At 40.1% G+C, this 23,469-nt stretch carries 23 protein-coding genes, 1 other RNA gene, 1 pseudogene and 1 riboswitch; of the genes and pseudogenes, 5 read left to right on the top strand and 20 right to left on the bottom strand.

The window, feature by feature from the left end:
* Positions 1–46: 46 nt before the first annotated feature.
* The 6 genes from LH47_RS07985 to LH47_RS07965 all read right to left on the bottom strand — a co-directional run bounded on the left by LH47_RS07985 (position 47) and on the right by LH47_RS07965 (position 6,138).
* Positions 47–1,975: an ATP-dependent DNA helicase gene (locus LH47_RS07985; protein ID WP_043966358.1), complete on the bottom strand. Its 1,929-nt coding sequence runs from the start codon at positions 1,973–1,975 to the stop codon at positions 47–49.
* Positions 1,976–2,071: 96 nt separating this feature from the next.
* Positions 2,072–3,223 (bottom strand): THUMP domain-containing class I SAM-dependent RNA methyltransferase, encoded by a 1,152-nt coding sequence (locus LH47_RS07980; protein WP_043966356.1) that lies wholly within the window; start codon positions 3,221–3,223, stop codon positions 2,072–2,074.
* Positions 3,224–3,236: 13 nt separating this feature from the next.
* Entirely contained in the window at positions 3,237–4,946 is a 1,710-nt protein-coding gene (locus tag LH47_RS07975) for a putative bifunctional diguanylate cyclase/phosphodiesterase (protein ID WP_235341079.1), read from the bottom strand.
* 79 nt (positions 4,947–5,025) lie between these two features.
* Positions 5,026–5,416: RNase P RNA component class B (gene rnpB, locus LH47_RS15185), an RNA gene on the bottom strand.
* Between the two features lie 67 nt (positions 5,417–5,483).
* A complete protein-coding gene (gpsB, locus tag LH47_RS07970; RefSeq protein ID WP_021094091.1) occupies positions 5,484–5,780 on the bottom strand; it encodes a cell division regulator GpsB in 297 nt (98 codons plus the stop codon).
* A gap of 124 nt (positions 5,781–5,904) precedes the next feature.
* A complete protein-coding gene (locus LH47_RS07965) occupies positions 5,905–6,138 on the bottom strand; it encodes a CotD family spore coat protein (RefSeq protein WP_043966353.1) in 234 nt (77 codons plus the stop codon).
* A gap of 372 nt (positions 6,139–6,510) precedes the next feature.
* On the opposite strand from LH47_RS07965, the gene LH47_RS07960 reads away from it, so the two are divergent.
* From LH47_RS07960 to LH47_RS07945, 4 genes are read left to right on the top strand one after another with little or no spacing between them, the layout of a single operon-like run.
* On the top strand, positions 6,511–7,878 hold the full coding sequence (locus tag LH47_RS07960) for a globin-coupled sensor protein (RefSeq protein ID WP_043966351.1): 1,368 nt from the start codon (positions 6,511–6,513) through the stop codon (positions 7,876–7,878).
* 24 nt (positions 7,879–7,902) lie between these two features.
* Positions 7,903–8,232, top strand: a complete 330-nt coding sequence (locus tag LH47_RS07955) for a hypothetical protein (RefSeq protein ID WP_043966348.1) — start codon at positions 7,903–7,905, stop codon at positions 8,230–8,232.
* Positions 8,233–8,260: 28 nt separating this feature from the next.
* Positions 8,261–8,605: an ATP-binding protein gene (locus LH47_RS07950; protein WP_235341078.1), complete on the top strand. Its 345-nt coding sequence runs from the start codon at positions 8,261–8,263 to the stop codon at positions 8,603–8,605.
* Positions 8,598–8,891: an STAS domain-containing protein gene (locus tag LH47_RS07945; protein WP_043966345.1), complete on the top strand. Its 294-nt coding sequence runs from the start codon at positions 8,598–8,600 to the stop codon at positions 8,889–8,891. Before LH47_RS07950 ends, LH47_RS07945 begins: the two co-directional genes overlap by 8 nt.
* Positions 8,892–8,909: 18 nt before the next feature.
* Here LH47_RS07945 and LH47_RS07940 read toward each other — a convergent pair whose 3' ends face one another.
* The 4 genes from LH47_RS07940 to thiM form a co-directional block, all read right to left on the bottom strand.
* Positions 8,910–10,046, bottom strand: a complete 1,137-nt coding sequence (locus LH47_RS07940) for a fused response regulator/phosphatase (RefSeq protein WP_043966342.1) — start codon at positions 10,044–10,046, stop codon at positions 8,910–8,912.
* A 95-nt stretch (positions 10,047–10,141) separates the two neighbouring features.
* Positions 10,142–10,903, bottom strand: coding sequence for an enoyl-CoA hydratase (locus LH47_RS07935; RefSeq protein WP_043966341.1), 762 nt, complete (start codon positions 10,901–10,903; stop codon positions 10,142–10,144).
* A gap of 86 nt (positions 10,904–10,989) precedes the next feature.
* Positions 10,990–11,643 carry a thiamine phosphate synthase gene (gene thiE / locus LH47_RS07930; RefSeq protein ID WP_043966340.1) on the bottom strand — a complete coding sequence of 218 codons (654 nt, stop codon included), beginning with the start codon at positions 11,641–11,643 and terminating at the stop codon, positions 10,990–10,992.
* 1 nt (position 11,644) lies between these two features.
* Positions 11,645–12,436: a hydroxyethylthiazole kinase gene (thiM, locus tag LH47_RS07925; protein ID WP_043966339.1), complete on the bottom strand. Its 792-nt coding sequence runs from the start codon at positions 12,434–12,436 to the stop codon at positions 11,645–11,647.
* A 60-nt stretch (positions 12,437–12,496) separates the two neighbouring features.
* Positions 12,497–12,612, bottom strand: a riboswitch (TPP riboswitch).
* Positions 12,613–12,777: 165 nt separating this feature from the next.
* Here thiM and hcp point away from each other — a divergent pair.
* Positions 12,778–14,067, top strand: coding sequence for a hydroxylamine reductase (gene hcp / locus LH47_RS07920; RefSeq protein ID WP_043966337.1), 1,290 nt, complete (start codon positions 12,778–12,780; stop codon positions 14,065–14,067).
* Between the two features lie 30 nt (positions 14,068–14,097).
* Here hcp and LH47_RS07915 read toward each other — a convergent pair whose 3' ends face one another.
* The 10 genes and pseudogenes from LH47_RS07915 to LH47_RS15180 form a co-directional block, all read right to left on the bottom strand.
* Complete coding sequence (locus tag LH47_RS07915) at positions 14,098–14,625, bottom strand: thermonuclease family protein (RefSeq protein WP_043966335.1); 528 nt, start codon at positions 14,623–14,625, stop codon at positions 14,098–14,100.
* Entirely contained in the window at positions 14,622–15,248 is a 627-nt protein-coding gene (locus tag LH47_RS07910; RefSeq protein WP_043966332.1) for a histidine phosphatase family protein, read from the bottom strand. Before LH47_RS07910 ends, LH47_RS07915 begins: the two co-directional genes overlap by 4 nt.
* 51 nt (positions 15,249–15,299) lie before the next feature.
* Complete coding sequence (locus tag LH47_RS07905) at positions 15,300–16,001, bottom strand: ABC transporter ATP-binding protein (protein WP_043966330.1); 702 nt, start codon at positions 15,999–16,001, stop codon at positions 15,300–15,302.
* Positions 15,994–16,803: an ABC transporter permease gene (locus LH47_RS07900; protein ID WP_043966327.1), complete on the bottom strand. Its 810-nt coding sequence runs from the start codon at positions 16,801–16,803 to the stop codon at positions 15,994–15,996. The genes LH47_RS07905 and LH47_RS07900 overlap by 8 nt, the downstream gene beginning before the upstream one ends.
* A complete protein-coding gene (locus LH47_RS07895; protein ID WP_043966325.1) occupies positions 16,800–17,249 on the bottom strand; it encodes a nitrous oxide reductase accessory protein NosL in 450 nt (149 codons plus the stop codon). The genes LH47_RS07900 and LH47_RS07895 overlap by 4 nt, the downstream gene beginning before the upstream one ends.
* Positions 17,233–18,564, bottom strand: a complete 1,332-nt coding sequence (locus LH47_RS07890) for a right-handed parallel beta-helix repeat-containing protein (protein WP_043966323.1) — start codon at positions 18,562–18,564, stop codon at positions 17,233–17,235. Before LH47_RS07890 ends, LH47_RS07895 begins: the two co-directional genes overlap by 17 nt.
* A 98-nt stretch (positions 18,565–18,662) precedes the next feature.
* Positions 18,663–20,591, bottom strand: a complete 1,929-nt coding sequence (locus LH47_RS07885) for a putative bifunctional diguanylate cyclase/phosphodiesterase (protein WP_043966322.1) — start codon at positions 20,589–20,591, stop codon at positions 18,663–18,665.
* A gap of 109 nt (positions 20,592–20,700) precedes the next feature.
* Positions 20,701–22,761 carry a heavy metal translocating P-type ATPase gene (locus LH47_RS07880; protein WP_043966320.1) on the bottom strand — a complete coding sequence of 687 codons (2,061 nt, stop codon included), beginning with the start codon at positions 22,759–22,761 and terminating at the stop codon, positions 20,701–20,703.
* A gap of 11 nt (positions 22,762–22,772) precedes the next feature.
* Positions 22,773–23,078, bottom strand: a complete 306-nt coding sequence (locus LH47_RS07875; protein WP_043966318.1) for an ArsR/SmtB family transcription factor — start codon at positions 23,076–23,078, stop codon at positions 22,773–22,775.
* A gap of 247 nt (positions 23,079–23,325) precedes the next feature.
* Positions 23,326–23,469 (bottom strand): annotated as a pseudogene (locus tag LH47_RS15180) (UPF0236 family protein); the annotation flags it as partial.

The raw sequence follows: 23,469 nt of genomic DNA, 5'->3' as shown, positions 1-23,469 counted from the left end.
CCCTCCATTCTATATTTGTTATTCTACAATACTTACAATGATTCCTTTATTTTTGTTGTACATCTGTCGGTAATACACGTTTGATCGCCTCGATCACTTGCATCGGTTCATCATCTGTTACAAAAATACATACGATTCCGCGATCATCTCGTTGACGAATAAGGCGCCCGACCCCTTGTCGCAATCGTAAAATCATATACGGAACATCAACTTCCCAAAACGGATTGTCCGTTTGTTTTCGCTTCGCCTGAAAAACAGGGTCATCTGGAGGATAAGGAAGCGCCCAAATAATCACGTTGCTTAATGAAGGGCCTGGAATATCCAATCCTTCCCATAAATGTTGGGCACATAAAATCGTTTCTTCTTCGTTTTGAAAACGAGAAACAAGCTCGCTAATTTCTTGATCCCCTTCAAATAAGAAAGTAAATTGTTCTTCACGTTTGGCGCGAGCTTTAAATTCATTCAATTGTTCACGCGTTGGGAACAATACGAGAGCACGCCCATTCGTTTCGCGTATTTTTTCTAAGGCATACTTATATTTTTCTTCAAATATACGTTCGTTCTTTTCAAATATTGGCATGTAAATTGTCATTTGTTCATCATAGTCAAATGGGGAATCGACATGAAACGATATATATTCGTCAATTCCTAGACTTTTTGCCATATAATCAAATGATTTTTCATTTGATAGTGTGGCAGACGAAAAAATAAATGGCATGCGTTTAGAAAATACTTTTTCACGCAACACTTCTTGTACCGTTCTTGGCATAATGACAAGCGTATTGCCGTCGAGCGACGATTCAAGCCATGTAATCGCATCTCGATTGTGAACAAATAAGTGTAAAGAGTGATGAATTTGATCTAGATATTCGTCCACAACTTTTAATTGATAATGATCAATCGTGTACGTCTCACTTTCAAAGACAAGTTCATCGCCAATTTGCTCAACTTTCGTTTGTAAAGTTTGCGCAAGTTGCAAAAGGGATGGAGTAAACGTCAATTCTTGACGATTCGATCCCGATACAGCTTTCGCATGATTCATTAATTCATCAAAAAAACGTACACTAAGTTCTAATGTATCTTCAATTAAATAAGCTAATTGTTCACGAATATCATTTTCTAATAAACGAGAAAGCAACGTCTCTAGCGTTGTTTCTTTCATACGATACGTTAACGCTTTTTGCGCCGCAAACTCTAATAAATGCCCTTCGTCAAAAATGACACAGCTCGCTTCAGGCAAAAGAGGAAGCTGCCCCTCACGCTTCCGCGCTTCATACGTCCAAATATGTTCCATGTAAAAATCGTGCGAACAAATAATTAAATCCGCTGCTTTCCGATAATAATCGCGCGATAACGTTTGACCACAGCGATGACGTTTTTCGCATGCTAAACAGTCTTGAAACGGATCCCAAGCGATTTTTGACCATTGTTCATCACTTAAATGAGCATAGTCTTTTCGATCACCGTAATGATAAAACGTTTGAAGTGGAGCATGATCATGAACAAAAGGAGGCAATTCATCAAAAATTCGCTCGTACAACTCCTCTTCTTCCGTCATTAATACTTCGTCTAATTTGTTTAAACATAAATATTGATCGGGCGATTTGGCTAGTCGAACATCAATGTCCATGTTTAAAACGCGCGAAATTTTCGCAATATCTCCTTCTTTTTTTACAAGCTGTTCAATTAACGTTTCGTCTGCGCAAGCAATAATCGCAGGCTTTCCGATATAACGTGCATAGCAAATAGCATAAAGTAAATATACGATCGTTTTTCCTGTCCCTACACCCGCCTCAGCGAACATTACTTTTTTCTCTTTAAATGCCCGCTCAAGTTGAAATGCCATGAAGATTTGTTCATCGCGCAATTCAAACCCTGCTTCAGGTAAAATGTCGTAAAAAACGTCCCCAATCCATTCGTTTAGTTTATCAAAAAAGTTTTCGTTTTTGTTTAATGTAAACGGATATTTGCTCATATTTTTTAGCTCCTCCATCAATTTAAACGAAGTACACAAACATTAATTATCGATCAAAAAAAGAAAGAAGTCAATGAAGTTGAAAAGAAAAAGCTGTCATCGAGACAGCTTTTCATACGAACGTGGTGGACGAGGTCCCCAAAATTGGTAATATTGTGTTTCAATAAAACCGTTGAACAATTTCCGTCGTTTTGTTGCACGTCTACCATACAATTGCTCAAATTGACGGTGAGATGTTAGCATATAGATCGACCACGTATCGAGAGCTGCAAATGTTTTTCCCATTTCTCGATACAATTGTTCCACTTCTTCTTTTTCTCCTAATCGCTCACTATAGGGCGGATTGCCGACGATGACGCCGTATTCATCTTTCGTCCGAAAATCTTTTACTTGCATTTGTTTAAATGTAATTAAATCTGCTAATCCAGCTTCTTGTGCATTTATTTTCGCCATATCGACCATGCGATGATCAATATCAAATCCGACAATATGCAACGGTTGGTCATAACGCGCTACATCTTCCGCCTCTTCCCTTGCTTCGTCCCATAAGCGAGATGGGATCCAATTCCATTGCTCACATACAAACTCGCGATTGAATCCCGGTGCGATATTTTGCCCGATTAACGCTGCTTCAATTGCGATCGTTCCTGATCCACAAAATGGATCAACAAACGGGCGATCTGGCGTCCAATTCGTTAATTGAACGAGCGCTGCCGCTAATGTTTCCTTTAATGGCGCTTCCCCTTGTTTGACGCGATATCCTCTTTTATGCAATCCTGCTCCACTCGTATCGATCGTTAATGTAGCGATATCTTTATGTAAAGCTACTTCAATACGAAATAATGCACCTGTTTCCTCAAACCAAGAAATGCGATAATGTTGTTTTAAATGTTCAACAATCGCTTTTTTTACGATTGCTTGACAATCGGATACGCTAAACAATTTTGATTTGACGGATTTTCCGACAACAGGGAATTGGGCATCAATCGGCAAAAATTGCGCCCATGGTAACGCTTTTGTTTGTTCAAACAACTCATCAAACGTTGTCGCCGGAAATTCGCCTACTTTGATTTTTACACGATCGGCTGTGCGAAGCCATAAGTTCGTGCGACAAATCGCTCGCTCATCTGCAACAAATGTCACTTTCCCATTTTCCACTTCACAGTCATAGCCGAGCGCGCGCACTTCATCTGCAACGATCGATTCAAGCCCCATCGCCGCAGTAGCAATGAATGTTATTTGTCCCATATGTTTTCACCTTTCATTCATGTATAGCATCCCATTCCTGAATAAATCGTTGCACTTCATCTATTTGCATCGGTTTAGCGATGTAATATCCTTGTGCCATATCACATTGCTGTTGGGTTAAAAACTCATATTGTTGCCCCGTCTCGACCCCTTCCGCGACAACAGACAAATGTAAATGATGCGCCATCATAATAATCGTTGATACGATCGTTGCATCATCGCTATATAAAGATAGGCGACGAATAAACGATTGATCAATTTTTAAAATGTCGATTGGAAAGCGATGCAAATAACTTAATGAAGAAAAACCTGTCCCAAAGTCATCAATGGCTAGTTTAAAGCCGCATTGTTTAAGCTGTACGAGTTTTTGAACAGACTCTTCAGCGTTTGGCATAATCGTACTTTCCGTCAGTTCTAATTTAAAAAAGCGTGGATGCACATCGTTTTTTTTCGCAATCGCCGATAATTGCTCGACAAAATCGTCTTGTTGGAAATGTACAGCAGAAATATTTATCGCTATCTTCATATGCGGGGCGAATTGGTGGATCGCTTTTATATGTATGCACGCTTGTTTTAATAGCCATTTCGTGATTGGAACGATCAGCCCCGTTTCTTCTGCTAATGGAATAAATTGCGCTGGCGAGACGAACCCGATGTCTGGTTGCTTCCAACGTATTAACGCCTCAAGCGCTTCAATTTTTTTCGTTTTCATATTCACGACTGGCTGATAACAAATGAATAACTCATTTCGTTCCAGCGCTTTTCGTAAATAATTTTCTAACGTCACAACTTCGCTTTGATAATCCAATTTAGCCGTATATAATTCAAAACGATTTCGCCCGCTTTCTTTCGCCTGTTGCATCGCGCGATCCGCTCGGCGCAACAACGTCTCTCCATCATCCCCATCGTTTGGGTACATGCTGATCCCAATGCTTGCTGAAATGTATACGTCTTTTCCATTCAGCATAAATGGAGCTTGAAGCGCCTCAATCATTTGTTCTGCGATTGTTATTGCTTCTTGCACATCTTTTAGTTTAGGCAAAATGACGACAAATTCGTCCCCCCCAATACGTGCAAGCGTATCTTTCGTGCGCAGTAACTTTTTTAAACGATTAGCCACTTTTTTCAATAGTATGTCTCCGCTATAATGACCGAGTTCATCATTAATATACTTAAATCGATCTAAATCGAAAAACAAAATGGCTAATTGCTGTTTGTAACGCCGAGCTACATCAAGTAAATGTTGCAGACGTTTCGCAAATAATTGGCGATTTGGAACGTTTGTTAATACATCATAATTTGATAACCGCGCTAATTGTTCCATCGTTCGTTTATGCTGCGTCACATCTGAAAAAATCGCAACATAATGCGTTGGGACTCCAGCAGCATCGTAAACGGCTTTAATCGTCAGCCATTCGACAAACAGTTCGCCGTTTTTTCGTTTATTCCAAATTTCCCCTTTCCAAACTCCATGATCGTGCAACGTTTCCCACATGTTTTCATAAAACTTCTGATCATGTAAACCGGAACGGAGAATGTTCGGTTTTTTCCCTAACACCTCTTCTTGTGTATAACCCGTCACTGTTTCAAAGGCGGGATTTGCTAATAAAATACGCCCTTGCCCATCCGTCACAATCATTCCTTCATCTGCCTCTTGAATGAAGGTATGGGCAATAGATAAAAATGTATCTGTTTCAAACAAAGATGACAACTTTTTGTTCACATCAGACTCTCCCCTCATATTTCCCCGAAAAACAAAAACTCCCCTGACGTTGTGCAGGAGAGTCATGCCATGAACCATGTTCTGTAAGCCATGTTCTGTTCCGTCGTACTGCAAACGGCTTGCGCCTCGTACTTCGGCGGTAATCATCTATCTACAGGCTTACGCCTGTCCTTCTCTCCGTTCATTTCCTTCGAGAAGGTGCCCCTACCATCATTTGGGTTTCTCGCTCGTGGGGTTTACCGCGTTCCACTCTTGCCGTTTCCAGCAAGACTACGTCACTGTGGCACTTTAAAGGTAATCGAGCCATATCCGTTACGGACGTAGGCTCTTTCCCCGCCGTCAGCCCAGCTGATCGCCAGACTGCCCTAGCTTATGCATTCGCTAGGCACGAACACTACGGGCATCTCAGCACCGTGCGAGCATGGACTTTCCTCTACGATGCATACACATCGCAGCGATTACCCGAACATGATTCATGTAAGCATATGTTAGTATATCCGAAACGATAAGCCAAATCAATAGAAAAGGTTGGATCATTTATTCGTAAAGTTTGTTGCCAAAAACATGTTTTTCTAAATTAGAAAGACGTTGTAAAATATCAAAATTCGTCGTTCCTGATTGAGATGGCTGACGTTTTTGCGCCTCCTGCAATTGGCTTTTTAGACGTGTATTTTCTTGTTGTAATTGTTCAATCATTTGATGAAATGTTTCATAGTCTTTAATAACTAAATCAAGAAAGCGATCCACTTCATCTTGATTATATCCACGCATGCTTATTTTAAACTCTTTTTCAAGAATGTCTTTTGCTGTTAAGTTGATGCGATCTGAAAGCACGTTTGCTCACCTCAATTATCCATGTCTACACCTATTCTTTCAAAAAAAGCTGTCGTTGTCAATTTCTCATTTTCACAAACTTCGTCTTTTTTTCGACAAAAAACCGAAGGCGAATTGCCTTCGGTTAAAATGGTCGTGGAAACGGAACAGGACCTGGACAAACAACATGTTGGTGCGATACATCGTTCACAACAGATTGTGTATGCGGAAAATAATGCTGATGCTGGAACATATGGTGATTCACATATGTCGTATGCGACGGATGAATGTGCGGCACAATCGTTGTTTGCATTTGATGTTGTGTACAACATTTTGTTGGATGAACGATCGCCGGCATCATATTTGGACGACAATGCATATTTCATAACCCCTTTCGCATTAAAGTTTGTTACACTTCTAGCGTATGTAGGAAGGGGGATACATGTACTAATGGAAATACCTATTTTACATGAACGTATAAATGTTATGTTTCATATTCGCAAAAATAACGACTGTAGCTCCGATTAAAACAAAAAATAAATATAAAATTTTTTTGCTCATCGCTTCTCTCTCCATGGTTTATATTGTTCACAAATGTACATTCTACTTCATTCTTTTTCATTCGACAAGAAGGGAAAACTTTGTCATTTTTTGCGCTTCCCTCGGAAATAAAATAAAAATTTTCCTTCTTATTTTTGTGGCACATGATATAATATTCTAGGGGATTTTTATAAATAATGGAGGGAATACGATGTCAAAATGTCCATTTCATGCCCTTTTTAACGAATCTGGGGCGATTCAACTGTTCCGCAAAAAGCATCAAAAAGAAAAAGAAGATGCAACTTCCCATCTTTCTGCACCTTCACATGTTGCAACATATTACCGCCAACTTCTTTCAAGCGATCGCAAACAGCAAGTCACTTTCGTCGCGCTAACCGAGGAAGATGTACAGCGACTTGCGTCAATTCGTCCACTTTTTGCTAAACATGTAGAGCGAATCGTGGATGCGTTTTACGATCAAGTTGGACAAATGCCTCATTTAAAGCGCATTATTGACAATCATTCCACGATCGATCGCTTAAAACAAACGTTGCGCGCTTATTTAATGGATATGGTATCCGGAGAAATTGGCGAACAGTACGTGATCCGCCGAAAAGTGATCGGTAACGTCCATAACCGCATCGGATTATTTCCTGAATGGTATTTAGGCGCTTATGCAATTATTCAAAATGAAGTCCTTCGCATACTCATGGAGGAGTTACCTCCGATGGAGGCAACAGCCGTATATCGTTCGTTCAACAAGCTTTGTTCTTTTGATATGCAAATTGCGATTGAAACGTATATTGAATCGTATACATCGTCTATGATGAAATTAAACGAAATTGCAGAATTGCAACATCGGTTAACAGAATCGTCTACAACGCTTGCATCAAGCGCGGAAGAAACGACCGCTTCTATTTTTGAAGTACAAAAAAACGTCCAAGATATGTTAAATGAAATGACAAACATCCAGCATCAGTCTGTTCAAACGACGGAACGTGTTGAAAAAGGAAAAGATGATGTAAAGCAAACATTAACGAAATTAGATGGTGTCGCGAAACTAATTGAAGGCACAAAGTCGTTGACGAATGAACTGACAGATAGCTCGCGAAAAATCGGAGAAATCGTTAATGCGATTCGCAGCATTTCAAATCAAACAAACATTTTATCGTTAAATGCAAATATTGAAGCAGCGCGTGCTGGGGAACACGGAAAAGGATTTGCGGTCGTCGCAAATGAAGTGCGAAAACTTGCAACACAGACCGAACAATCACTTGATTACATTCAAAACCACATCGATGTCGTGCAACAAACGATTCGAAAGTTTGAACATGCGTTTCAACAAATTGTCGAGGAAACGCGCGCATTCCGTCAGGCAAACGAAAGCATTATTCATATTTTCGATCAGTCCGTCGCCGATGTGAAATCGACAAGCAAAAAAATTGATCAGTTTACTTCTCTCATTTCACAGTTTCATCAAATGTTTGATGAAATTTCATCAGCTGCATCACAAATTGCTGAAATGGCCGAGCAGTTGAATGATTTAAATCAAGAGTTGACGGAAAAATTTAATTCGTAATGGTTAAACGGAGGAAAGATGACGATGAAACACCCACGGCTGAAATACGAGCAACGAACGTTTGCACATATAGATGAAATGGCAGAAACATTGCTTCACGAAGCAAATGAACAACTTGTGCGGATCGATATGGGACTTCTTCCAAACGACATACTATCACGAAATTATGCCAAGTTTCGTCTTATGCATTTACAACGTTCATTTGGAGAACATATCCCTATTTCTTTTCGTTCAACATATAATTCTTTATGGAGTCAATTGTACCGCCTCGAGCATCAAGGGGATTATAAACATCCGTATATTCAACAACTTTTGATTCAGTTAAAAAACAATGATTCAAGCTCAACTAAATGAAACAAATTATAGCATGATGATCTCAGCGATGCTCGAGGAATTAGATCGTTGTATTCAGCTAGACGACATGCAAAAATATACAGTACAGCTTGTATTATGGGAACTTGTGTCAAATGTCATTCGTCACTCAACGAAAAAATGCGCTAACGTATACATCAGCTGGTCAGATGAAACGGTCGTCATCGAAGTGATCGATCTGGGCGAAGGTTTTGAATGGGAGAAACAACTAAATGTTCGCCCTCCTGATTTGACTAATCAAGGGGGACGCGGACTTTTTCTTATTCAACAACTCGCCACACATTTTTCATTTGACGAAAAAGGAAAGCGTGCAATCGTTATGATTGCACGAAAAAAGGGGGAGAAATATGATTGACATTGTAACATATGATGATAAAATCGTTGTCTCGTTTCAGCAAGATATTAACTTTGAAACATCACGTATCATGGAAGAAATGATTCAATCACAGCCGTGGGACACATCTCATTTACAAATTGACTTATCTGCTGTTCGATTTATTGATAGCTCTGGCGTTCGGTTACTTATTAGCTGGTTGTATCCGTTGAAAGATCGAATGCACATTGAAATGATCGGTGTTTCAGCACCTATTAAGAATATATTATCAATTTGTCAATTGGATCAAATGGTAGATGTAAAATAGCGATCTGTGAACAGATCGCTATTTTACATGAATGGAAACAAACGTAATATCGTCATTTCCTTTCGTATGTTTTGCGTGTTCATTGATCTTTTCTACCATTTGATCAAACGAATGAGCTGTTTGGATTGTATGCACAAGTTGCCTAGCACAGTCATCACCTAACACTTCGGTTAGCCCATCTGTGTAGAGAATAAGGTACGCTTCATGTTGAAAAGAAATCGTTCCTTTTTTATATGGGGCATTTGGTACAATACCAATTGGAATGCCCCCTTCTTTTAGAAACATGATTTTTTGATTGGTCATGAATATTGCTGAAGGATGTCCTGCATTGACATATTCTATCACTTTTGTTTTCACATCAATCGTTCCATAAAAAGCTGTAAAGTAATATTTCGTTTCCTTTCCAAACAATTGAAAAGCATGTCGATTTAATTCATGTACAACAGCAAGCGGTTCAGTCACTTTCGTCATTAATCCGTGTAATAGCGAACGAATCGACATAGCAACGAGCGCGGATGCAACGCCATGACCCATAACATCAATCACGATAAAAGCATACATATAGGGGCGAACTTGCTGCCAAAAATATAAATCACCAGACAGTTGTGAGGACGGAATATACGTCCCAACAAAATGAATATGTTCATTATTCATTCGTTCAGGGAGCAAACCTTCTTGAACAAGCCGAGCTAAGTGTAAGTCTTCGTTCATCTTTTTTTGCATCGCCCACATATGCCGATAGCTTTCCATATATGCTTCGTTCGTTCGCTTCAGTTGATCCATCGTTTCTTTTTGGCGATACGCCAATTGAACACGAGCAATCAGTTCGACCATGGTGAACGGCTTACGAATGTAGTCAAATGCCCCCGCTGCAAACGCTTCCTCCAATTTTTGTTCATCATCATAACCAGTGACCATTAATACAGGAACGTGCTGCAATTGCTCATGCTGCTTAAAGCGCTGACACCATTCAATCCCGTCCATTTTCGGCATACAAATGTCCATTAAAATGACATCTACCTGTTGCGATAACATATATGCGTATGCCTCATCTGCATCTTCAAATGGATAAATTGAAATATTTTCGATATGTTCAAGCATCGCTTCAATCATTTCCAATGTCGGTCTATAATCATCAATAACTACTACTTTCATCTTCCGGCGCCCTTTTCGTTATGTTTTTTATATTTTATTTATACACGTCACAAGTCCGAAAAGGCTAGCGTAAAGATGAAAGTTTTACAAATTTTTTATTTTCCACGAAAATGGGGACGACGCTTTTCTAAAAAAGCACGAATGCCTTCTGCATGATCTTCTGTTTTACGCATTTCTGCTTGATATGCTGTTTCCATTTGCAACGTGTTCAACAATTGTTCTTCGCTTAAATAAGCGTACAACTGCTTCGTTGCGATCATCGCAACAATCGGTTTCGCTAACCACTCATCCACTTTTTGTTGAATCGTCTGTTCATCGCCAATTTCATCAATGAGTCCCACTTCATATGCCTCTTGTGCACTCATTACTTTTCCTTCCCATATCACTTGTTTTGATTTTACTTCTCCAATTTTCCGTTTTAAAAAGAAATGGCCTCCGCCGTCTGGAATTAATCCAATGCCGATAAAATTCATTGCAACACGTGCTTGCTCATTTGCAACCACATAGTCGCAAGCGAGCGCTAAGCTAAGTCCCAATCCTGCAACAGCACCATGCACATAACTGATCGTTAGCTTCGGCAATTGATGCAGTGTGAGAGCAATTTGTTTAATCGTTTCCATCACTTCTATGAATGAATGTTCATTCGTTGACTGCAACATCGTTTTAATGTCTCCCCCTGCACAAAATCCCTTTCCTCGTCCACGAATGACGACAATATCCGCCCCGCTTTTTTCCACTTCTTTTAACGCTTGTAGCAACTCCGCTAACATTTGCTCGTTTAAAGCGTTCAACGCATCCGGACGATTCAATTCGATTGTTGCGACTCGCTCTTCATATGACAATACGATATGTTCCATTTTTCCCATCTCCCTCTTTCATATGTTCGTTTTTCTCTTTCGACGGATATAAATAAAATCCTGCATTAAAAATATAAAAGACGACATTAACTGCCGCCTTTTTGTTTTGCACACATCACGATCTCATATAGCCGCTTTGTTTGTTCCCGAATTTGTTCAGCACGGCAAATGGCCGAAATGACAGCGATTCCGTCTGCCCCCGCTTCAATAACTTGTTTTGCTGTTTGTTGTGTAATCCCACCGATTGCCACAATCGGAACGTGTTTTTCATGCGCGCGAATGTGCTCGATCATCGCCAAACCACATGCTTGTTTTGCATCTTTTTTTGAAACGGTCGGGAAAATCGGACCTAATCCGACATAATCGGCACGAGCAGAAAGCGCCTGTTTCACTTCATTTAAATTGTGCACAGATACCCCTAAATAGCGATCCCCTATTCGATCACGCACACGTTCAGCTGCCTCGTCCTCTTGTCCGACATGAACCCCATCTGCCTGTAAGGCAAGCGCTAAATCAACATCATCATTTACAATAAAAGGAATGTTGTGAGCAAGACATCGCTCAAACAATTTCTCAGCTAAACGATATTTTTCAACTCCTGTCAGTGCCCCTTTTCCTTTCTCCCGAAACTGAAACATCGTGATGCCGCCTTCGATCGCTTCATCAAGCACGGCGAGTGGGTCTTTCGTACAATCGACACTCCCCATCACAAAATATAAAGATAGTTTTTGTTTCATCATTTTATTCCCCTCGAATGTGCGCGTATTCATCTACTTCTTCTGCGCTCGTTTCGTATAAAGCATTCAGAAATGCAAGCTGAAAAGAACCAGGTGCTTGCGCTTGTTTGGCTGCTTTTTCAGCTGCTACACCGTAATAAGCGAGAGCAGCGACAGACGATTCTAAGATGTTTTCTCCTACACTAGCAAATGCGCCTAATACCGCACTTAATAAACAACCTGTTCCCGTTACTTTCGTCAACATCGCATCGCCGTTTGAAACGATCGTTACGTGTTCTCCATCTGTCACTATATCATTTTTCCCGGTTACAACGACTACACAGTGAAACATACGTGCTACTTTTTTAGCGACGTGCACGAGATCACCTTGAACGTCCCCTGCGTCTACTCCTTTTGTACGGACTTGTTCTCCAGCAACGCTTGCGATTTCTGATGCATTTCCGCGCAAAATAGAAATGTTTACTTCATGCAATATACGTCTTGCTGTTTCTGTGCGATACGCTGTCGCTCCCGCCCCAACGGGATCAAAAACAACAGGAATGTTTGTTTCATTTGCCGCTTTTCCAGCGATCAACATTGCTTCCACGTCTGTTTCATTTAATGTGCCGATATTCAATACAAGCGCACGTGCCAAGCGCACCATATCAGCTACTTCTTCTTTAGCATACGCCATGACCGGAGATGCGCCTATCGCAAGTAAACCGTTAGCAACAAAATTGGTCACCACCACATTTGTCATATTATGTACAAGTGGTGACTCCTTTCTCACACGCGTTAACCATTGTCCAACGTTCATCGTTCATTCCCCCCTATAAAAAATAAAAACTAGTCGGAAAGAATCGACTAGTTTACATTGACAAAACATAGCCTACTTCCCTCCGCTGGTACAAACCAGATCAGGTTCAAAGGGTTGGAAAACTGATTGCGCGTTTTCCTCTCAGCCATCGCCATCCGGCACCCCTAGTAGTGTGATTCATTTCATTTTTTTTTTCATTTTAATATATTTTTTCTCATTATTCAATATAGCACATTGTCAATTTTCGTTCACATTTTTGTATAGAAGTGTGATATGTATCACTTACGTCACACATATTTTCCCCTATTGTTAAAGTGTCAATAAGAAGAGGAGGGGTTATAATGTTTTGTCATCAATGTGAACAAACACCAACAGGGGGATGTACAGTTGTCGGCGTTTGCGGAAAGGATGAAACGATTGCTAGCTTGCAAGATACTATTGTGTTTGCGTTAAAAGGAATTGCGGCATATCGCACGCATGCTCATCAACTCGGATATACAGATCCATTCGTCGACACAACAACACACGAAGCGTTATATATGACGTTAACAAATTCTAACTTTAACGTACAAGAGCATTTAGATATGGCAATGAAAGTCGGTAGAGCTGCTATTCGAGTCATGGAACTACTTGATCGGGCACATACAGAACGGCTTGGCATTCCTCAGCCTGTCCGAGTCACACAAAATAAAATTGAAGGAAAATGTATTCTCGTAACAGGACATAATTTATTTGCTCTCGAACAGCTATTAAAGCAAACAGAAGGAAAAGGAATTAATATTTATACACACTCAGAAATGCTTCCAGCACACGGCTACCCACAATTAAAAAAATACAAACATCTAAAAGGAAATGTCGGAAAAGCGTGGTATGATCAACGTCGCTTATTTGAAAAGTTTCCTGGCGCCATTTTAGCGACAACAAACTGTGTCATGCCAATTAAAGGTTCGTACGCTGATCGCATGTTTTCGTACGATGTGGCAGGATTAGAACATGTACAAAAAATTGAAAATGACGATTTCACACCGTTAATTGAAAAAGCATTACAACTTCCGGAAGCAAATATCGAATCAGAAGAAACATTAGTGACCGGTTTCCATCACGAAACAGTCATTCAAATTGCGCCTGAAATTATTCAAGCTGTAAAGGAAGGAAAAATTCAACGCTTTTTCGTCATTGCAGGGTGTGACGCCCCTGGAAAAGGTGGCGAATATTATCGATCATTAGCAACATCTTTACCAGAAAACACAGTCATTTTAACGACATCTTGTGGAAAATTCCGCTTTAACGATGTGGATTATGGTGTTGTTCCTAGTACAAACATTCCGCGATATATTGACTTAGGACAATGCAATAACTCGATTTCAACAGTAAAAATTGCGATGGCTCTTGCAGAAGCGTTTGGCTGTGAAGTGAATGAACTGCCTGTTAGCATCGTCCTTTCATGGTTTGAACAAAAAGCGGTTGCCATCTTACTCGGATTGTTTAGTTTAGGCATTCAAGACATTCGAATTGGACCGAAAGCACCACACTTCATTTCAGAAGGTGTGTTACGCGTCCTACAGGATATGTTCGGTCTCAAACTTATCGGCGATGTAGAAGAAGATATGCAAGCCATGTTAGCACATTAAAAGGGCTGTTTCATCCAGCCCTTTTCTCATTTACGAAGCTTGATCTAACCATACACTCATATTAAATCCTTCATCTGTTACGTATCCATCCACACTCCAAATGCGCTTTTTCGCTTTTTTTGCTTCCTCTTGTGCTTTATACAATTTTTTTGCATATTTTGTATCCGGCTCAAACACATAAGCAACACGTGCCAGCCCTTCTTGTACAATTTTTTCTTGATACAAAGTTCCATCCTCCAACCATATGTACGCAAGCAATCGACCGTAGCGATCATACGGTTGTTCTTTCGCACTTAATTCGACCGTCACTTTTTTGTGAAGAAGAACGTCTTTAGCCAATTGTTTTGCTTCTTCACCATACGCCTGTTTTTCGCGATACGTTTCTGGCGTGTCAATGTTTAATAGACGAACGGTGACAATCTCTCCATTTTTTTTTATTTTGACTGTATCACCATCAACAACGTATTGTACTGTCGTAACAAACGTCGTTCCTTTATTTTGCTGTACACAACCGTGAATAAGAACAATGAATACAAAAAGAACAAACCGTTTTTTCATCCTCGTATCATCTCACCTTCAAGGTGCGAAATATTTGACTCACATTCCAAAACCCACTTTTCCCCATTGAACGAAACGATCGTCACACTCGTACCATATACGCGACTATTTTCCCATAACTGTGCGAGCGTTTGCTGTTTCCAATATACAAGAAGCGTACGAATAACGACGCCATGTGTAACGACGAGAACATGACCTTCTGAATGAGTATCGGCAATATGCTGAATGGCAGCGACAGCTCGCCGTTGCACATCAAGAAACGTTTCTCCAACAATCGGATTGTATGCATGTGGTTCATAATAAAAATGATGATGATTTCGTTCATCTATTTGAGCAATTTCAGCAATCGTTTTTCCTTCCCAATGGCCTAAATGAATTTCACGTAATCGTTCATCGAAATACATTGGTACGTCACGTTGTCCTAAAACAATTTGAGCCGTTTCTCTTGTTCGATCGCTCGGGCTACAATACAGAGCCGTAAACGGGACTGTACGTAAGCGTTCCTGCAAAAGTGCCGCATGTTTTCTTCCTGTTTCAGTTAAAGATGAATCTTTCCATCCTTGCATGCGTTGTTCAATATTCCACTCTGTTTCTGCATGACGAATGACGTATAATTTTAACATGTTACATTCCCCCTCCAAACGAAAAAAAGTAAGCTATGTTCGCTTACTTTTTCAGTATGCCATATGTTTTGAGAGTTGTGCAAAAAATATAGACTCTAATGATCGCCCATCTTGACAAAGTGTAGGAACCGAATCATATACGAGCATTTGTCCTTGATGAATAAACGCAACAGCATCTGCAATTTCTTCTACGATCGACAACATATGTGTCGAAAAAAGAATAGCTTTTCCCTTTTCTTTTTCAATTTGAATGAGTCGTTTAAATTCCCATACCCAATACGGATCTAAACCGTTTGTTGGCTCGTCTAAAATAAGCAATGGCGCGTCCGCTAAAAGCGCTTGCGCAAAGGCAAGGCGTTGTTGCATTCCTTTTGAATATGTCTTTACTTGCTTATGTTGATCGTTCGTCAACCCAACAAGCTGTAAACATTGTTCGACGCGCTCAGCTGTTGCTCCTTGCCATCGTCCAAACAAAGATAACACTTCGTAACCCGTTAAAAGCGGAGGAAATTGCAAATGATCGGGCATAAAGGAAAACCATTTTTTCTCATCTTTTTTTACTTGTTTTCCGTTTACACATATGTCTCCTTTTGTTGGAGTGAGCTGTCCAATTAACATTTTAATAATTGTACTTTTCCCGGCACCGTTACCACCGCATAACGCCAAACATTGTCCTGGCTGAACAGAAAATGAAATGTTTTCTACTTTGTTTTGTTCATTGTATATTTTTGTTAATTGTCTCACCTCAAGCATGACGTTTCCCTCGTTTCATCCATACGTTCGCTAAAAATAATGGCACAATCATCCATACGCATGCGATCGCCACGAATGACAGTTGTCCACTTGTGCTTTCTGCCCATTTCGACCATTCATATAGCTGTGGGCCAAATAGAGCGCTACTTTTCATCGCCGTTATCGTCCAAACACGCATCAGTTCAACTGGATTACAAATAACAGATAACCCGAATAGTAAGATGGTAAACTGTTTTGGCACAAGCGATAATAATGCTAATGTCAGAAATTCATAAAATAAAACGAAAAACGCCCAAATAAACAAGCTGACACCGAGTGCTTGTAAACGATTAGAGGCAACAAGTCCAATGAATAAAGCGATCGCTAAAAAAATGCTCGTTAATGCGATCGTTAATGCAAACGAAAGGAAAAAAAATGTCGACCACGTTCCCCCTGTTGTAAAAAGGACAACACTTGCACTTCCATATCCGAAAGCAATCACCGTCCATAATGATATACAACTACCGGCATATAATCCGAACGTTAACGAACGAGGGGAGATCGGATATGTTAATATAAGCGATAACCGACCGTCTTCTTTCTCTCCTGCAATAAACAAACTACCTGCTAATAAGGAGACAAGTGGAACAAGTAAAAGAGACAAGTTTAATAAAGCTGCCGTCGAGCGTGTAAATACCCCCGCTGTCTCGTGTCCGCTACTCGCAATTACGGTTGATGATAAAATCGCAAATAAAATCGCAAAGCTCATGAGCCATTTGCTACGAATCATCATCATCCATTGGTACTTCATCGCTGTATTCATCGTTCAAATCCCCACCGATGTTGTTTTAGTTGCTCATACGTCCATAACTGTCCTTCCCCTTCTTGTTCCATGTACGCTTTCGCATGTTTCTCATTGACAAATGAAACAACACCGTAGTTCATCGGCGTCCAATAATTTGGATGATAAGCATAAACCGCTTTCTCGAGCTCAACCCATTCACCATTTGTTACATCGCGAACATATAGTTTAGCTATGTCATCGTTGTTTTGCTTACGCATCCACTCAATCATGCAACCAATATCGTCAAATTTATGCACCGTTCCATCTTTTAAAATCGCTTCCGTTGCATACTGCTCCGCTACGATACTCATATTGCAAACAACGCATACATCGATATCCGGATTAATGTCTTCCGGTTCATACGTTTTCTCTCCACTACATGCAACAAGGAAGCATGCAAATAAAAGACTAGCCATTTTTTTCATATTTCATTCTCCTTCCATATACAAACATAAACAAACTGCTTACTAATAAGATGCTTCCAAACAACAATAGTCTCCATGATCGTTCGTTTGTTTCGTTTTTATTGAAATCGATTTCCATAAGTGGAAAACGGTCTTCTCCTTGCGCCTGTGCTTGTGTAAAAAATGACTCCGTTGTATCAAGAAGCGCTAGCGCAGGACTTTGGAAATAAAATTGCACGCTTGGCCATTGTCGTAACAGTCGACTATACATCGAACGAATACGATGCGGGGCATCCCCAATTCCATCATCGTTCAGGTCGTAAAACTGGTAAGTATCCCAATAGTTCCCTTTTTCCCCATCATCAAATGCAATGGGCGCACCTTGAATCAATGCATCTTCCATATTTCCTAAAAATTTATTTTCAACAACAATCGTGTTGTCATTTTCATATAAACTATGCAGAGCACGATAATTTCCAATAAATTCATTTGCTTTTATAGTACAATGACGTCCGTTTTGTAATGATAACGCTGTGCTATTATAAAGCAACGTATTGTTATGCATCACAACATGTTCACTGTCATAAATGAGCGCTCCGTATCCACGGTAGTCTAATTGTTTGGCAATCGTATTTTGTTCGATCGTAAATCGTTTTGACATCATCATCATGATTCCATTAATATTTTCCGTCAGCACGTTCTCTTTTGCTATTCCATCCTCAGCATACATAAAATGAATCGCATAGCGCGCATTTGTTACTTTATTTTTCTCGATCGTCGTATGTTCAGCTCCATCCAAATACAAACCATCTTGGACACGCGAAATATCATTTTGACTTACAACGACATGTTTTGTCTTCAATAAGTGAATGCCGTTGCCACGTTGAGCAAAGTGAACATCTCGACCCCGAATGATATTATTTACAATGTTTATGTTCATCCCTTTCTCTACATAAACACCGTAATGTGCGTCTTCAATATGGACATTTTTCAACGTGACATGTGAACTTTCTTTAATCAACACGCCCGCCCCTTTTCCGTACGCACTTCTATGAATTGTGAGCCCTTCTATATAAACATGAGGCGCACGAATCGTTATGACATATTCACTTCCATCCCCATCAACGACCGCTCCGGGCTCGGCAATCAAATGAATCGGCTTACGAATAATAATCGGACCTTCATATACCCCTCTTTTGACGACTAATACATCGCCGGCATGCGCTTCATCAATGGCTTGTTGTAATTGTTTATGTCCTTCCACTGTTTGTCCATATACATTTTTTGTAAACAACAGTGTAACGATCAGTATAAGCCAAAAAAATAAACTACGCATATACATTCATTCCTTGTTCGTATCATTTATACATCTACACTAATGTAAATTTGTGAAGAAAAAAGAAAATATATGTGAACAAAACGTGAAAAGAGGCACTAATGAAGCGCCTCTTTCGATTGATTATGTTGTTCGAGCCATTGTAGTAACTTTTCTGCTTCTAACGATTGACTAAAGTAAAACCCTTGCGCAAAATCACAATCCATCTTTTGCAACAAAGATACTTGATCGTCACGTTCTACTCCTTCGGCAAGTACTTGTAAATCTAAACTCTTCGCTAAATGAATAATCGTATCAACAATCGTCGCATCTTTTGAATTATCTGTAATATCCCTAATGAATGAACGATCAATTTTTAATAATGAAACAGGTAAGTTACGAATGTACGCAAGCGATGAAAAACCGGTACCGAAATCGTCAATTGCTACTTGAATTCCGATTTGTTTTAACTCTGTTAAAATATGTCTCCCGGTATCGATATTTTCCATTAGTCCACTTTCTGTAATTTCTAAAATTAAATAGTTTGGCGGAAACTGTGTATCTTGCAAAATATTTTTTACATGCATCACAAATTCTTTTCGATTCAGTAAAAATGGTGATAAGTTCACCGCGAGTTTTAACGTCGGAAAATGATGTTGCCATTGTTTCACCTGTTCGCATGCCTCTTTTAACACCCATGTTGTAATTTCAAAAATAAATCCATTTTTCTCTGCGATCGGAATAAACTCTAGTGGTGAAATCGCTCCAAGCGTTGGGTGCGTCCAGCGCATGAGCGCCTCAACTCCCATAATCGCTTCATTATCTAGCGACACTTTCGGTTGGTAACATAAATAAAATTGATTGTTTAACAACGCAATCGGTAGCTCTTGTTCAATCATTGTTTTTCGATTTTGTTGAGGATGGTAAAAATGATAACCTTTCCCTCTCTCCTTTGCGTAACAGAGCGCTTGATCCGCTTGTTTTAACAGCGTGTCTAAATCCATACCGTCTTGCGGAAAAAACGTCACCCCAACAGAAAGGCTAGATTGAATAACATGCTCTTTATATCGGAATGGTTCTACAAACGATTGAAGCAAATGTTCCATCCGCGTAACAATCGTTTCTTTATTCACATCTTGTAGCACGATTGCAAACTCATCGCCACCGATGCGAGCAAAAAAGTCTTCTTGTTGCAAATGTTGCTGAATGCGACGAACAGCTTCTTGCAAAAAGAAGTCTCCTGCTTGATACGAAAAGCGATCGTTAATCCATTTAATTTTGTCAAAATCAATATAGCATAATGCAAACGGTCGCTTTTGTTGAATCATATGTTGTACATACGATTCAAAATAAAAGCGATTCGGGATGTCGGTTAACGAATCAAAATGCTTTAATTTCGCCAACGCTTCCTCGCAACATTTCCACTTTGTAATATCTCTTGCAACAACGATGACGTGTTCAATTTCATTTTGTTCGTTCAACAAAGGTTGAGCATGCATATGAATCCATATAAAATGCCCTTCGTGCGTCCGCCAACGACAGTCAATTGTCGTCTCTTTTTCTTTTGTCGCATAAATCGTATGTAACTTTTCCATCAAAAGCGGTATGTCTTCATGATGAACAAAAGAAAATAATTCATGGCTACACACTTCTTCCGTGCATTTCAACACATGTTGAGCCGTCGGCGAAACGTACGCAATCTCGCCTTCCGCTGATAAAATAAACGTAAATTCAGATGCAAGTGAAGCGATCGAAGAAGTCAGACGCATATCCATAAACGGTTCGTATTGATATGTCGCAACAACTGCCTGTAAGCGCCCTTCTTTGTTATATAAAGCTGTTGCTTGTACATATACATCGTTTTGTCCATTCTTTTGTTTTACGACGGCATACGAAACGGTGCGCCCATTTTCAGCTTCTTGAATAAACTTTTCTAACAGCTCGCGATCAACCTCACGATGATAAAAATGTTGAAAAAAATGTTCATCTGCTCCTAAAATTTTTCCATTTGGGGCAATGACAGCGATTGCTTGCATCATTTTATTCATCCTCTTTGTTGTTAAAATTCTATCTTCATTTTCACTAAAAACGGCGAAAAAATCAACAACGTTTCTAATATTTCTGAATAATATCCTTTTTTTAGAAAAGCACACAATATCACCTTGTGCGCTTCTCCCATAAAATCAATAAGCTTAGTACACTAACAAAAATCGTTGCACCCATATCGGATAAAATGGCGATCCATAACGTTAGCCAGCCTGGAATGGTTAATAGTAGCGCCACCGCTTTTAATGAGAGCGCTACCGCAATATTTAAACGAATCGTGCGATTCACTCGTCGAGCGATCGCAATCGCTTCTGGTAATTTCCCTAGATGATCTTGCATCAAAACAACATCCGCTGTTTCGATTGCGCTATCTGTCCCTTTCCCCATAGCAATTCCAACATGTGCATGAGCAAGCGCTGGTGCATCATTCATTCCATCCCCTACCATGGCTACGATATCGTCTTTCATTAACTGTTTTATTTTTTCTACTTTCTGTTCAGGAACAAGTTGCGCGAATACATCTGTCACCCCTACTTGCTTTGCTACTTGTTCCGCTGTTTTTTCGTGATCTCCTGTTAGCATCACTGTGCGACGAATACCGATACGATGCAGTTGCTTTATCACTGCTTTACTCTCTTCGCGCACTTCATCAGCAATACCGAATAAGCCGAGTACATGTTGTTCATCCGCTAAAAAAACGATCGTCTTACCTTCACTTTTTAACTTCTCCGCGTCTTTTTGAATTTGTTCGGACAGATCTTGTTGGTCAAATATTCGTTCATTTCCAATACGATAGCGCTTTCCATCTATTTTCCCTTCTATTCCGCTTCCTGTTCTCGTCTCCATTTGTTCGGGTTGTTTATATGAAATATCATGTTGTTTTGCTTTTTGGACAATCGCTTGTGCGAGTGGATGGGAAGACGCACTTTCTAACGATGCAGCAATACGAAGAAGTTCATTTTCGTCAATATATGCAATGACATCCGTGACATGAGGCTTCCCTTTTGTAATTGTCCCTGTTTTATCAAAAGCAATCGTACGGACACGACCAAGCGTCTCTAAATGAACGCCTCCTTTCACTAACACTCCTTTTTTCGCGTTGCGCGTCATACCAGCTAACAATGCGATCGGTGAGGATAAAATAAGGGCGCACGGACAACCGACAATTAAAACAGCTAAACCTTGATATAAGGCATCGTGCCAAGGCACCCCAAACGATAAAGGTGGAATCGTCATCACGAATAACGCAACAACCATAATGAATGGAGTATAGTATTTGGCAAAACGTTGGATGAGCAATTCAAGCGGTGTTTTTGTTTCTTGTGCTTCTTGCACGAGATGTAATATTTTAGATAAAGAACTATCTTTATATTGTTTTGTAATTTGAACGTGTAACATTCCTTCGTTATTTACACTTCCGCCATACACACTCATTCCTGTTTCTTTTTCAATTGGCATCGATTCACCTGTAATCGCCGCTTCGTTGACAGAACTTTTCCCTTGAATAACAACGCCGTCTGATGGAATTTTTTCACCGGGACGAACGAGCACAACATCTCCCACTTGTAACGAATCAATCGAAACGACACGCGTTTGTCCGTCACATATGACAATCGCTTCTTTTGGTACTTGTTTCAGCAACATATCAAGCGATCGCCGCGCCCGTTCCATGCCTAATCCTTCTAAATACTCATTTATACCAAATAAAATGGCAACAACCGTCGCTTCCTTCCATTCCCCAATGCCAAACGCTCCAATGAGTGCAATTGTCATTAACGTGTCCATATTGAAACGAAAACGAACGATGTTTTTCAGTCCTTTGATAAACGTTTTATATCCACTGAGCGCTGTCGCAATGATATAAACTATGACGACTTCGTTACCGATAAATCGTTCAAGTAAAAAGGCCATGACAAAAAGGAAAATAGATGTGCCAACGAGATAAAGAAGAGGATTTCGTTTTCTTTGTGGCAGCTCATCTTCTACCATATATGCCCCATCTGTCGCCAAAATCGCACGTACTTTTTCTAAATTCACGCGTTCATTCACACGTAATTTTCCGCTACTGTAACTTAACGTCGCTCCTTCTCCATATGGAAGTGACTGAATTTGTTCTTCTAATGCTCGCGCGCAATTTGCGCATGTCAACCCTTTCACTTGATACTCCTTCACTTGACTCCCTCCTAATGCTCGCGCGCATGACGTATCGTTTGTTCAAGAATGTGCAACACGTGCTCATCGTCATGCGAATAATATAACGTCGTGCCCTCTCTTCGATATTTCACAAGGCGTAAATTTTTTAAAAAACGGAGCTGATGAGATACGGTCGATTGTAGAAGCGACAGTCGATTTGCGATCTCCGTTACTGAAAACTCACCAGATGAAAGTAAATGTAAAATACGAATACGTGTCGGGTCACTTAACGCTTTAAATGTTTGTGATACGATGAAAAGCGTTTCTTCATCTAACGGCTCATATAACTCTTCCACTCGTTCTCCCCTCTTTCAATATATGAATATATGTTCATATAATTTAATGAAATTGTATAATTTTTCGTAAAAAAAGTCAACATTCGTTTATGAACGGAGTCAGTCAAGACTTTGTGGAGAACATTTTTTCGGTTCACTACGGGTGTTGTCAATCACTAGTTAGCGAACCATTTTCAGGAATTGATATCGTAAGCGCTTTTGGACTCTCATCCCTCATCTTGAAGTGATGATATTGTATTCCATTTTTTTACACCCAACCAAAATCCCGAAGCGCCGACAACGCTTGATGGATCGGCGTCCCGGATGACCGCTGCAGACACGGTAGATTCTGACGCACCACATCTGCCCACAACCGTCCTGCCTTCCGTTTGGCCTGTTCAACCCGCTTGGA

It is taken from the genome of Anoxybacillus thermarum (assembly GCF_000836725.1).
Lineage (GTDB): Bacteria > Bacillota > Bacilli > Bacillales > Anoxybacillaceae > Anoxybacillus > Anoxybacillus thermarum.
This window is presented reverse-complemented; position numbering and strand designations above follow the sequence as displayed.